Here is a 12,987-nt window from a genome sequence, read left to right on the forward strand (position 1 = left end):
GATGATCGCCCCCTGGTACCAGCTCGGCTACATCATTCCCCACCGCCAGACCGACCTCGACGGCTACCAGTTCTACCGGGTGGCGCCCGAGGGCATGATGCTGGTCACCACCGGCATGGACCTCGCCGAATACTCGCTGGCCGCGGTCGAGTCGCAGTTGCCTGCGTTCCATGGCTGCGTCGATCTCCTCGCGAAGAAGCCGGTCGACCGGATCGCGCTGAGCGGTGTGCCGGTCGCCTCGGTGCTCGGGCGCACCCGGATGCGCGCCCTGCTTGCCGAAGCCAGCGATCGCAGCGGCATCGCCTGCGACACCGACCTCGAAGCGCACATCGCGACGCTGCAGCGGCTGGGCGCCGAGCGCATCGCGCTGGCCAGCCGCTGGCCCGACGCGGTAAACGATGCGCTCACCGCCTACCTCGCCGAAGCTGGCATCGAGGTGCTGGTGTGCCGCTCGCGCAGCCGAAACCTCGCGCAGAACAAGGCCGCGAACCCGATGGCCGACCATGAACTCGCAATCGCGCTCGGCAGCGAGGCGCTCGAGGCCGCGCCGCGCGCCCAGGCCCTGCTGATGCCGGGCGGGCTGTGGTTCGCGATCCATGCCGTACCGCTGCTGGAGGCGAAGTACGGCCGGCCAGTGCTGCTCAACATCCTGTCGACGACCGGCTGCGCGCTGCGCGCCGCCGGCGATCGGGTGCAGGTCGCGCCGGACGCACGCTGGGGCTGCGTGCTGGCCAGCGCCTGCATCCGCTGATGCGCACCGGTCACATACCCTGAAGGTCGCCGGCATGGACACAGGGTGGCAGTTCTGGATCGACCGCGGCGGCACGTTCACCGACATCGTGGCGCGTCGCCCCGACGGCCGGCTGGTCACGCACAAGCTGCTCTCCGAGGATCCCGAGCGCTACCCGGATGCGGCGATCGCCGGCATCCGCGCGCTGCTCGGCACGGCATCCGGCGAGCCGCTGCCGGCCGGGACGATCGAGGCGGTAAAGATGGGTACCACCGTGGCCACCAATGCGCTGCTCGAGCGCAAAGGCGAGCCCACCTGCCTGTTCATCACGCGCGGCTTCCGGGATGCGCTGCGTATCGGCTACCAGAACCGGCCGCGCCTGTTCGACCGCCATATCGTGCTGCCGGAGCTGCTGTACACCGCCGTGCGCGAGATCGACGAGCGGCTGGACGCGCGCGGCAACGTCGTGCTGCCGCTCGATGTCGAGTCGGCACGCATGGTGCTGCGCGACGCCTTCGAACAGGGTTACCGCGCCTGTGCGATCGTGCTGATGCACGCCTGGCGAGAACCGGTGCACGAGCGCGAGGTCGCGCGGCTCGCGCGCGCCGCCGGCTTCACGCAGGTGTCGGTGTCGCACGAGGTCAGCCCGCTGATGAAGCTCGTCGGCCGCGGCGACACCACCGTGGTCGACGCATACCTGTCGCCGATCCTGCGCCGGTATGTCGATCGTGTGGCGTCCGAACTGGGCAGTGACACCACCGGCGCCCCGACGGCAGGACGGACGCCGCGCCTGATGTTCATGCAGTCGAGCGGCGGGCTCACCGACGCCTCGCTGTTCCAGGGCAAGGACAGCATCCTGTCCGGGCCGGCGGGCGGCATCGTCGGCGCGGTGCGCACCGCAGCCGCCGCAGGCTGCGACCGCATCATCGGCTTCGACATGGGCGGCACCTCGACCGACGTGTCGCATTACGCGGGCGAGTTCGAGCGCGCATTCGACACGCTGGTGGCCGGCGTGCGCATGCGAGCGCCGATGATGAGCATCCATACGGTGGCCGCCGGCGGCGGCTCCATCCTGCACTTCGATGGCGCGCGGCTGCGCGTCGGGCCCGACTCGGCCGGCGCCAACCCCGGTCCTGCCTGCTACCGTCGCGGCGGGCCGGCGACCATCACCGACTGCAACGTGCTGCTCGGCAAGGTGCAGCCGGCCTTCTTCCCCGCCGTGTTCGGTGCCAAGGGCGACAGCCCGCTGGATGCCGAAGCCGTGCGCAGCCGCTTCGCCGAGCTCGCCGCCGAGGTGTCCCGCGCCAGCGGCGCCGAGCGTTCGCCCGAGGCGGTGGCGGAGGGCTACGTGCGGATCGCGGTCGAGAACATGGCCAACGCGATCAAGAAGATCTCGGTGCAGCGCGGCCACGACGTCACCGGATACACGCTGGCGAGCTTCGGCGGCGCCGGTGGCCAGCATGCCTGCCTGGTGGCCGATGCCCTGGGCATGCGGCGCATCCTGATCCATCCGTACGCAGGCGTGCTGTCGGCCTACGGCATGGGTCTCGCCGACATCACCGCGATGCGCGAGGCGACGGTGGAAGCCGTGCTGGCCGAGGCGCTGATGCCGGAACTGGAGCGCCGCTTCACCCTTCTGGCCGCGCAGGCACGGGCCGAGGTCGCCGGCCAGGGCATCGCCGAGGCCGCCATCAATACGCGCCGCAGCGTGCACCTGCGCTATGCCGGCACCGACACCTCGCTACCGGTGCCGGCCGGCAGCGAGGTCGAACTGCGCCAGCGCTTCGATGAAGCCTACCGCAGCCGCTACAGCTTCCTGATGCCCGGACGCGAACTGGTCGTGGAGTCGATCACCGTCGAGGCGATCGGCGCGACTGGTACGACTGGCACGCAGGCGACCGACCCTGGCGCCGTGGCAGGCGCGCCGCCGCTGGCAGACGCCGGTACGCCCGCGCCGGTCGCGGTGGTGCCGATGTACAGCGATGGCTGCTGGCACGACACGCCAGTGGTCGTGCGCGACGCACTGGCGGAAGGCGCACGCATCGACGGCCCGGCCATCATCGCCGAGGCCAACGGCACCACGGTGGTCGAGCCCGGCTGGACGGCGCGTACCCGTGCCGGCGGCGACCTGCTGCTCGAGCGCGTCATCGAGCGGCCCGCCCGCACCGCGATCGGTACCAGCGCCGACCCGATCATGCTGGAGATCTTCAACAACCTGTTCATGGCGATCGCCGAGCAGATGGGGCTGACGCTGGCCAATACCGCCTGCTCGGTGAACATCAAGGAGCGCCTCGATTTCTCCTGCGCGCTGTTCGACCAGCATGGCCAGCTGATCGCCAACGCGCCGCACATGCCGGTGCACCTGGGCTCGATGGGCGAAAGCGTGAAGGCCGTGATCGAACGCAACGCCGGCCGCATGCGCCCGGGCGACGTGTTCATGCTGAACGATCCGTACCACGGTGGCACCCACCTGCCGGACATCACGGTGATCACGCCGGTGTTCGACACCACGCCCGCCTCCGGCGAAGCAGCCTCGCCTCGCATCCTGTTCTACGTCGGCTCGCGCGGACACCATGCGGACATCGGCGGCATCACGCCTGGGTCGATGCCGCCCGACAGCACGCGCGTCGAGGAGGAAGGCGTGCTGATCGACAACTTCCTGCTGGTCGCGCAGGGTCAGCTGCGCGAGGCCGAGACGCGCGCGCTGCTCGCCTCCGGCGAGTATCCCTCGCGCAACATCGACCAGAACCTCGGCGACCTGCGCGCGATGATCGCCGCCAACCAGAAGGGCGTGCTGGAACTCGACCGGATGGTGAAGCAGTTCGGCCTGGACGTGGTGCACGCCTACATGGGGCATGTGCAGGACAACGCCGAGGAAGCGGTGCGGCGCGTGATCGACCGTCTGTCCGATGGCAGCTTCTGCTGCGAGATGGACCATGGTGCGCAGATCCGCGTCGCCCTGACGATCGATCGCGCCGCGCGCCGCGCGAAGATCGACTTCAGCGGCACGTCCGCGCAACTGGCCAACAACTTCAACGCGCCATCGGCGGTCTGCGTCGCCGCGGTCCTGTACGTGTTCCGCACGCTGGTCGACGACGACATCCCGCTGAACGCCGGCTGCCTGAAGCCGATCGACCTGGTGGTGCCGGAGGGCTCGATGCTGCGTCCGCGCTATCCGGCCGCAGTGGTCGCGGGCAACGTCGAGACCTCGCAGTGCCTGACCGATACGCTCTACGGCGCGCTCGGCGTGATCGGTGCCGCGCAGGGCACGATGAACAACTTCACCTTCGGCAATGCCGACTACCAGTACTACGAGACGGTGGCCGGTGGCTCCGGCGCGGGCTCCGCCGGCCTCGGCACCGACGGCATCGAGCAGGGTTTCGACGGCACGGACGTTGTGCAGACGCACATGACCAACTCGCGGCTGACCGATCCCGAGGTGCTGGAATGGCGCTTCCCGGTGCGCCTCGACAGCTTCGAGATCCGCCACGGCAGCGGTGGACGTGGCCGCTGGCACGGCGGCGACGGTGCCGTGCGCAGGATGCGCTTCCTGCAGCCGATGACCGCAGCGATCCTGTCCGGCCGGCGCCGCGTGCCACCCTACGGCATGGCGGGCGGTGAACCGGGTCAGGTCGGCCGCAACAGCGTCCAGCGCGCCGACGGGCGAATCGAGGAACTCGATGGCTGCGACTCGACGCCGATGCAGCCCGGCGACGTGTTCGTCATCGAGACGCCCGGCGGTGGCGGTTACGGCAAGCCGCGGGCCTGACGCAGCGGCGTCCTGCCCCGGCGCCGGAGCGCGCGGCCGCAGCCGCTATACTGGCGGCCCCGCGTGGATGCCGCCGGGACATCCAGAAGACGATCCCCGAGATCGTACGCATTCTCGTCCGGAGGAAAGCCGATGAAGCACGCCGTGGTGTCGCCACCCGCAGCCCTGCCGCTCGCAATGCTGTGCGCCGTCGGGGCCTGCCTGCATGCCACGAACGCGTCCGCCCAGCCGCGCGGCCCGCTGCCCGGTGGCTACCCAGCCAAACCGATCCGGATGATCGTGCCCTACGTGCCGGGCGGTCCGACCGACATCCTCGGGCGATCGGTCGCTCAGGCGATCGGCGAGGCCCTCGGCCAGACCGTGGTGATCGACAACCGTCCCGGTGCCGCCGGCAACGTCGGTACGGTCGCAGCCGCCCGCTCGGCACCGGACGGCTACACCCTGAACATGGTCGCGATTTCGTTCGCGGTCGCGCCCAGTCTGGACCCGAAGGTCGGCTTCGATCCCCTGCGCGACTTCGCGCCGATCTCGCTGGTCGCCACCGTGAACAACATGCTGGTGGTCCACCCGTCGCTGCCGGTGAAGACCGTGAAGGAACTCATCGGCCTGGCGCGCGCCCGTCCCGGGCAGATGACCTACGCCTCGGGTGGCAACGGCGGCGCGCAACACCTCGCCGGCGAACTGTTCGCGAGCCTCGCCGGGGTCAAGATGCTGCACATCCCGTACAAGGGCAGTGCGCCCGGGGTCAGCGCCCTGCTCGGCGGCGAGGTGATGCTCGGGTTCACCGACACGCTGATCACGCTGCCTCTGGTGAAGGCCGGCAAGCTGCGCGCGCTGGCGGTCACCGGCCCGGCCCGCTCGCCGCTGGTGCCCGACGTGCCGACCATGGCAGAGGCCGGCATCGCCAACTATGCGGTGAACGTGTGGTTCGGCCTGCTCGCGCCCGCAGGCACGCCGGCGGAGATCGTGTCGCGCCTGGGTGCCGAAGTCGGTCGTCATGTGCGCAGCGCCGAGATGCGCGAACGCCTGACCGCGCTCGGCGCGGAACCGGTGGGAAACACGCCGGAGCAGTTCGCGGCCTTCCTGAAGGCCGAGATCGCCCGCTGGGCAGAGGTCGTGCGCACCGCACGTATCCGTGCCGACTGAAGCCTGAGAGGAAACGCATGGCCCGCGTACCACTGATCCGCGAAGACGATGCCACGCTGGCACCGCTCATCGACCACCTCAAGGCCGAGCGCGGCGGTCGGCTGATCAACCTGTACAAGGTGCTGCTGAACAGCCCGCCACTTGCCGGCGCATGGCTCGACTTCAACAGCGCGGTGCGCTATCGCACGTCGGTCCCCGCCCTGTTCAACGAACTGGCGATCCTGCGCGTATCGGTGCTCAATGGCGCCGACTACCAGTTCAAGGTGCACGGGCCGACACATGCGCTCAAGGCCGGGCTGACCGAAGCGCAGGTGGCGGCGATCGCCGACTGGACCGGCTGCGACCTCTTTTCCGATGCCCAGCGCGCGGTGCTCGCCTGGGCCGACGGCATCACGCGCGACATCGAGCCGGACGACGCGGCCTGCGAGGCGATGCGGCGCCACTTCGACGATCGCCAGCTTGTCGAACTGACCGTGCTGATCAGCGCATACAACATGCACACCCGCGTCGCGCGCGCATTGCGCATCGACATCGAAGGCGCTCCGGCCGCCGCGCGCTGAGCCCCCCTCCAGGACACCAACCATGCTCTACATCATCTACCAGGAAGATGGCCCCGACAGCCTGGCGATCCGCGCCCGCGTGAAGGAACAGCACTTCGCCTACCTCGAGCAGCACAAGGACAAACTGGTGCTCGGCGGCGCGACGCTGGGCGAGGACGGCACAACCCGGCTGGGCAGCGTGCTGATCCTGAACGTGCCCTCGCTCGCCGACGCCGAGGCGTTCTCGATGAACGAACCGTTCCGCAAGGCCGGACTGTTCAGGTCGGTGAAGATCACGCGGATGCGACGCGGGCAGTGGCATCCGGAGAACGCGCCGGCCAGCGCCGAAGGAAACTGACGATGGGCAACGATTCGCGCGAGGTATCCCCCACTGCCGGCCACATCGTCGTGGTCGAGGACGATCCGTTCCCCCGGTTGCTGCAGGTCATCCTCGACCCCGGCTGCGATCCTGAACGCGTGCAGGCATTCCGCCACTTCCTGTCGCTCGATCTCGCCGACTTCGACGGCTGGCTCGCGCAGGCGCGAGCCGCCGCCGGCCCGCTCTACCCGTCACGGGTACTGCTCGCCGGATCGGACGAGGCACTGCGTGCCGCGCTGCCGACCGCCACGGTGCTGGTGGTCGAGTCGTTCCCGATCGGGGCCCGCGAACTCGCGCTCGCGCCGAACCTGCGGGCAGTGCAGAAATACGGCAGGGTCCTGCGCAACATTGACACTGCGGCCTGTGCCGAGCGCGGCATCCCGGTGCTGGGGCTGCGCCGGCGCGCGAACATCGCCTGCGCCGAACACACGATGATGCTGATGCTCGCGCTGGCGAAGCGGCTGCCCGAGGTGATGGGCCGCATCAGCCTGCGCCAGCTGCGCGAGGCCGGGTTCGAACCGCGCACCTACGACCGGCGCCACACCGCCAACTCGAACTGGGCAGGCGTCGGCGGGCTGCGCATCCTGCACGGGGACACGCTCGGCATCCTGGGCATGGGCGAGATCGGGCGCGAGCTCGCGCCGCGCGCGGCGGCCTTCGGCATGCGCGTGCTCTACCACCAGCGCACCGCGCTTCCCGATGCGGAGGCTTCCGGGTTGCCGATCGAGTACGCCGGGCTCGACCGTCTGCTCGCCGACAGCGACTGGGTGAGCATCCAGTTGCCGCTCGGCGACAGTACCCGTGGCTTCATGGACGCCGCACGCATCGGCGCCATGAAGAAGGGCGCGGTGCTGATCAACACGTCGCGCTCGGAACTCGTCGATCGCGACGCCCTGCTCGCGGCGCTGCGCTCGGGCCACCTCGGCGGCCTCGGGCTGGACACACCCTACGAGGAACCGGCGCGAGACGACGAGGAACTGCTCGGGTTCCGCAACGTGCTGGTGACCCCGCATACCGCGGCGCAGCCACGCTTCAACGCCCTGGGCGACTTCATGGACCTGCTCGGCGGCCTGGGAAAGACTCTTTCGAAATGAATGCACTCCACGACACCTCTCGCTTGCCCACTCGGGCCGCGGTTAATCCCGAGCGATGCGGCGCAACGCGTGTCCGCGCCCCCCTGGCGCTCGCAGCGATCGCCGCACTCGCGCTGCCCGCCGTTGCCTCCGCCCAGCCCGCCCCAGTCTGGCCGGTGAAGCCGCTGCGGGTGGTAGTGCCGTTCCCGCCCGGCAGCGCGGCCGATGCGGCAACGCGCGTGATCACCGTCCGGTTGTCCGAGTTCTTCGGCCAGCAGATGATCATCGACAACCGCTCCGGTGCCAGCGGCAACATCGGCGCGGACATCGTCGCGCGCGCGGCCCCGGACGGGTACACGACGCTGGTCGGTACCACCAGCACGCATGCGGTGGCGGTGAGCCTCAATGAGAAACTGAGCTACGACCCGATCAAGGACTTCGCTCCGGTGACGCTGCTCGGCAGCTCTCCCTACATCGTGCTGGTGCATCCTTCGGTGCCCGTCACCTCGATGAAGGAGCTGGTCGCCCATGCGAAGGCCCGGCCGGGTCAGGTCAGCTACGCGTCTGCCGGCAATGCGAGCCTCGCCCACCTGGGTACCGAGCTGTTCTCCTCGATGGCAGGCGTGAAGATGAACCATGTGCCATACAAGAGTTCGGCGCTGTCGGTGCTCGACCTGGTTGCCGGCCGCATCGACCTGCTGTTCGGCACGCCGGCGCCGGTGCTGCCGCACCTGCGCGCAGGCAAGCTGCGTGCGCTGGCCTCGACGTCGGCGAAGCGGGCGTCCTTCGTGCCCGACCTGCCGACCGTCGCCGAGTCCGGCTTCCCCGGCTATGAACTCAACCTCTGGTTCGGACTGTTCGCGCCCGCGGCGACCCCGACGGCGGTGCTCGACCGACTCAACGCCGGCACGCTGAAAGTGCTTGCAATGCCCGACACGCGCGAGGCGCTGGCCCTGCAGGGCCTGGAGCCTGCCCCGACCACGCCCGCCGAATTCGCGGCCATGCTGCGCCGGGAGATCGAGCGCTGGCGCAAGGCTTCAGCGCTGATGTACCGAGGACACTGAACGGCCGCGGCGGTCAGTCGCCTTCCAGCTTCGTCTCACGCACCACCTTCGTCCACTTCGCGATCTCCTGCCTGACCATCGCTGCAAATTCCGCGGGCGTGGCCGGCGCGATGTCGATGCCCTGGTCCTCCAGCCGCTTGCGCAGGGCCTGGCCGGTGCCGAGCATCCGGTTCACGTCGGTGTTGATGCGCGTGATGATCTCGGAAGGTACTTTAGCCTGCGTGCACAGCCCGTACCAACCGGTCACGTCGAAACCCTCGATGCCCTGTTCGCGAAAGGTTGGTATGTCGGGCATCTGCGCGCTGCGCACGCCGGAGGTGATACCCAGCGCGCGCAGACGGCCGCTGCGGATCGCGTTCAGCGGCGCACCCGCGAAGTTGCCCACGGAGGCTTCGAGATTCCCGGAGAGCACGTCGGCCAGCGCCGCCGAGGCACCCTTGTACGGCACGTGCACGATGTCGATGCCGGTGATCGACTTCATGAGCTCGATCGACATGTGCGGCGAGGCACCCACCCCGGAGGAGCCGAAGCTGAGCTTGCCCGGATGCTTCTTCGCATAGGCGACGAAATCGCGCAGGTTCTTCATCGGCACCGACGGATGCACCATCAGCACGTTGGGCACGCCACCGAACCGCGCCGGGAACGAGAAGTCGGCGATCGGATCATAGGTCAGCTTCGACCCGAAGCGCGCCGGGGTCACGCCATGCGAACCGATGTTGCACAACACCAGCGTGTAGCCGTCGGGGGCTGCGCGGGCAGTGAGCTCGGTCGCGATGTTGCCGGCGGCGCCGGGGCGATTCTCGACCATCACCTGGCTGCCCCACGCCTCGGTCATCGATTGCGCGGCGATGCGCGCCGTGGTGTCGACCCCGCCGCCGGGCGTATAGCCGACCATGATGCGCACCGGCTTCGCCGGATAGCCTTGCGCGAAGGCAACCGGTACGACCATTGCGGGCACCAGCGCACAGCCGATGCAGACCAGACGTCGATCCATGTCCTGCTCCTCCGGGTTCAGGACACGCACCGCCCAGTCTGGCGCCGGAATCGCGTGGTCGCATCCTGCTTGCGACAGTGTAAACCGAAGCAGGAACAGCGTCCGCCGTCGCGTCCGCCGTCGCGTCCGCCACCGCCACCGCTGCCGCAGCCGCAGCAGCGGCGCAGCGGATCAGGCGAGCGCTTCGATGATCCGGATCTCGCGCTCGACGCCGCCCTTGAGTTCCTTCAGCGCGGCCTGGTATCCCGGGCCGTCGTGGGCGGCGATCGCCTGTGCGACGCTGTCGAACTCGATCATCACCACGCGCTGGTCCATGCCCATCTCGAACACCGCGGCCGGGTTGCCACGCACCACGAAACGGCCACCCGCGGCCGTGATCGCCGGCGGCGCGAGCTTCGCATAGGCAGCGAACGCTTCGGGGTTGGTGATCTGTCGATAGAAAGCGATCCAGTATGCCTTGGCCATGCGGTTTCTCCGTGGTCGATGGGTCGCCGGCACCGGGGCACCGGCTGGGATGGAACGATGTAAACGACTGGTCAGCGCGCGGTGGCGCGCAGTTCGGCGAGGGCGTCCATCAGCACGTCGAGGTCAGCCTCCTCGTTGTAGAAGGACACCGATGCACGCAGCTTGTCGTCCTTGACGTTGACCACGATGTTGCGCCCGCGCAGCTGCTTCTGCAGGGCGAGCGCATCGGGCACGACGAGGTTGACGATGTGGCAGCGGCTGTTCCAGTCGCGCGAGGTCTGAGTGCGGATGCCGGCGCGTTCGATGCGGTCGAGCAGCGAATCGGTGAGGTCGCGCACCCGGCCCTCGATCGCCGGCAGCCCGATCGACAGCAGCCACTCGGCCGAACGTCGAAGCACCCACAGCCCGAGGAAGTTCGGGTTCCCGGCCTCGAAGCGGTGCTGCTCGACGACATAGTCGAACTGGCCGATGTCGGCACCCTTCACGATCTGCGGCGAACGCACGAACTCGGTGCGGATCTCGTTCACCAGCTCGTCGCGGCACCAGACCACGCCGGTGCCGGTGAGACCCTGCAGGCTCTTGTGCGCGCCAATGGCGACGAAGTCCGCACCGAGCGAATCGATGCGCCGGGCGAGCATGCCCGCGCCCTGCACCCCGTCGAGCACCAGCCGGATATCGCGCTTGCGGCATTCCTCGGCGAGTGCATCGACATCGATGCGCCAGCCATTCGCATAGGTGACATAGGCGGTCGAGATCAGCCGCGTGCGCGCGTCGATCTTCTCGAGGTAGGCCTCGATCGGCAGGCGCCCGTCCCGGCTCTCGACCTTGCGAATCTCTACGCCCTTGGCCTCGTAGTGCTTCCAAACCCACAGGTTGACGACATGTTCCATGTCGGTCAGCAGGATGTTGTCGCCCGGGCGCAGCTCGAACGCATGGGCGGCAATGGCCAGGCCCTCGGCCGTGTTCTTGGTGAAGGCAAGGGATGTCGGTGTGCAGCCGAGCAGTTGCGCAAGCAGCGAGCGCGTGCGCCCGACGTTCGCGCTGTTCCAGGCCTCTGCGCCCGCATCCTCGTAGATGTCGCGGGTGAATTCCTGCATCGCGCGCTCCGCGCAACGGGCGAGCGGCGTCTTGCGCGCTGCGTCGAGGTAGGTCCAGCGCTCGAGGGTCGGGAACTCGCTGCGCAGTGCGGTCCAGTCAGGTACGAGGGATGGGGCAGGTGCGTTCACGAGGCGGCTTCCCGGCAGGTTCAGGGGTGATCGGGGCCGAAGTCCCTTATCGGGGCACGACCCGTCGCGTTCGATGATGCCACGGATGGCCGATTCAGCCGCGCCCGTGGCGCGCCCAGTGGCCGCCGAAGATCTCCTCCAGCCCGGGCTCGCGCGGCGCGATGGTACGCACCACCCGCGTGGTGTTCATGAAGTGTCGGTAGTTGAGGTTCTCGGAAAAGCTGTTGCGCCCCCAGGTGCCGCAGCCCATGGTCAGCGAGAACGGCAGGCCGTTGTCGAAGCTGCCGCCGTTGGCGATGGCATGGGCCTGGTTGACGATGACCCGGCAGACCGTCATCTCGCGGCCGAGGCGGTCGATGTGTGCATCGTCCTTCGAGTGGATGCCGCACGAATGACCGTTACCCATGTATGCATAGATGTCGCGCAGTATCGAGAACGCATGTTCGAAGTCCGACGCCCGATAGACCGCGAGCACCGGCGACAGCTTCTCGCCCGAGTAGGGATGGGCCGGGCCGGTGCCGGTCTCCTCGACCATCAGGCAGCGCGCCTTCGACAGCGCCGGGCGCGACAGCCCCGCCACCGCGCACACCTTCGGTACCGCCTGCGCGGTGACCGCCGACGACAGGTGCTGCCCGTCCGGGAACATCGTGCATCCGAGTGTCGCCTTTTCGTCTGGCGACAGCATCACCGCGCCCTCGGCGACCAGCGCCGCCACCATCGCGTCGTAGACCGCGTCGACGATGATCACGCTGTTCTCCGAGGAGCAGCTCGTCGCGTTGTCGAAGGTCTTCGAACGCATGATCTTCGCCGCCGCGTCGGCGAGGTCGGCCGAGGCGTCGACGATCACAGCCACGTTGCCCGCGCCCACGCCCAGCGCCGGCGTGCCGCTCGAGTAGCCCGCGCGCACGTTGGCCTGCGACCCGGTCACCACCACCAGGTCGCACTGGCGCATCAGTTCGCGCGACAGTTCCTTCGTCACCGGTTGCGGCAGCATCTGCACCAGGTCGCGCGGCGCACCGACGGTGTCGAGCGCCGCATGCATGTACTCGAGCAGCAGGCGCGCGGTCGACATGCCCTTGGGCGAGGGCGACAGGATGATCGCGTTGCCGCACTTGAGGGCATTGATGATGTTGTTGGCCGGCGTCGCGCCCGGGTTGGTCGACGGCACCACCGCGCACACCACGCCCACGGGCCGCGCGATCTCGGTCAGCCCCAGTTCCGGGATCTCGGCCAGCACCCCGGTGGACACCGCGCCCTTCAGGTCGCGCAACAGTCCGAGCGTCTTGCGGTGGTTCTTCGTGACCTTGTCCTCGACGTTGCCCAGGCCGGTGTCGCGTACCGACAGCTCGGCCAGCGTGCGGTTGCGCGTGGGCTCCATGATTGCCCAGCCGCAGGCGACCACCATGGCATCGAGCTGCGCCTGGTCGTAGCCCGCCGCCACGGCCTGTGCCGCGCGCGCGCGCTGCACGAGCGCGGCCACTGTCTGGGCGGCAGCGGCTTCCCGCGCCGACCGGTCTTCCATCGTCGAACCCATCGCAGGGCCTCCTCGAAAGTGGAAACGCTCCGCGGACTCGCATCCGCGGAGCGCCTGCTGCAGGGAAA

General features: G+C 69.0%; 11 protein-coding genes. 7 read left to right on the forward strand and 4 right to left on the reverse strand.

Annotated features, from left to right (window positions below):
* Position 1 precedes the first annotated feature (1 nt).
* The 7 genes from ING98_01145 (at position 2) to ING98_01175 (ending at position 8,700) form a co-directional block, all read left to right on the forward strand.
* The gene (locus ING98_01145) at positions 2–751 is read left to right on the forward strand and encodes a hypothetical protein (protein ID MCA3100453.1); all 750 of its coding nucleotides are present in this window, start codon (positions 2–4) and stop codon (positions 749–751) included.
* A 34-nt stretch (positions 752–785) separates the two neighbouring features.
* Positions 786–4,499 carry a hydantoinase B/oxoprolinase family protein gene (locus tag ING98_01150; protein ID MCA3100454.1) on the forward strand — a complete coding sequence of 1,238 codons (3,714 nt, stop codon included), beginning with the start codon at positions 786–788 and terminating at the stop codon, positions 4,497–4,499.
* A 132-nt stretch (positions 4,500–4,631) separates the two neighbouring features.
* Positions 4,632–5,645, forward strand: a complete 1,014-nt coding sequence (locus tag ING98_01155; GenBank protein MCA3100455.1) for a tripartite tricarboxylate transporter substrate binding protein — start codon at positions 4,632–4,634, stop codon at positions 5,643–5,645.
* 17 nt (positions 5,646–5,662) lie between these two features.
* Complete coding sequence (locus ING98_01160; GenBank protein ID MCA3100456.1) at positions 5,663–6,205, forward strand: carboxymuconolactone decarboxylase family protein; 543 nt, start codon at positions 5,663–5,665, stop codon at positions 6,203–6,205.
* A 22-nt stretch (positions 6,206–6,227) separates the two neighbouring features.
* Positions 6,228–6,542 carry a YciI family protein gene (locus ING98_01165; protein ID MCA3100457.1) on the forward strand — a complete coding sequence of 105 codons (315 nt, stop codon included), beginning with the start codon at positions 6,228–6,230 and terminating at the stop codon, positions 6,540–6,542.
* A 2-nt stretch (positions 6,543–6,544) separates the two neighbouring features.
* Positions 6,545–7,657 carry a hypothetical protein gene (locus tag ING98_01170; protein MCA3100458.1) on the forward strand — a complete coding sequence of 371 codons (1,113 nt, stop codon included), beginning with the start codon at positions 6,545–6,547 and terminating at the stop codon, positions 7,655–7,657.
* Between the two features lie 155 nt (positions 7,658–7,812).
* Entirely contained in the window at positions 7,813–8,700 is an 888-nt protein-coding gene (locus tag ING98_01175; GenBank protein MCA3100459.1) for a tripartite tricarboxylate transporter substrate binding protein, read from the forward strand.
* Positions 8,701–8,713: 13 nt separating this feature from the next.
* Here ING98_01175 and ING98_01180 read toward each other — a convergent pair whose 3' ends face one another.
* From ING98_01180 to ING98_01195, 4 genes are all read right to left on the reverse strand, one after another.
* A complete protein-coding gene (locus ING98_01180; protein MCA3100460.1) occupies positions 8,714–9,694 on the reverse strand; it encodes a tripartite tricarboxylate transporter substrate binding protein in 981 nt (326 codons plus the stop codon).
* Between the two features lie 171 nt (positions 9,695–9,865).
* Entirely contained in the window at positions 9,866–10,159 is a 294-nt protein-coding gene (locus ING98_01185) for a DUF1330 domain-containing protein (GenBank protein MCA3100461.1), read from the reverse strand.
* A gap of 71 nt (positions 10,160–10,230) precedes the next feature.
* Positions 10,231–11,385, reverse strand: a complete 1,155-nt coding sequence (locus ING98_01190) for an aminotransferase class V-fold PLP-dependent enzyme (protein ID MCA3100462.1) — start codon at positions 11,383–11,385, stop codon at positions 10,231–10,233.
* A 94-nt stretch (positions 11,386–11,479) separates the two neighbouring features.
* Positions 11,480–12,907: an aldehyde dehydrogenase family protein gene (locus ING98_01195; protein ID MCA3100463.1), complete on the reverse strand. Its 1,428-nt coding sequence runs from the start codon at positions 12,905–12,907 to the stop codon at positions 11,480–11,482.
* Positions 12,908–12,987 lie beyond the last annotated feature (80 nt).

It is taken from the genome of Rhodocyclaceae bacterium (genome assembly GCA_020248265.1).
In the GTDB taxonomy this organism is placed as follows: domain Bacteria; phylum Pseudomonadota; class Gammaproteobacteria; order Burkholderiales; family CAIKXV01; genus CAIKXV01.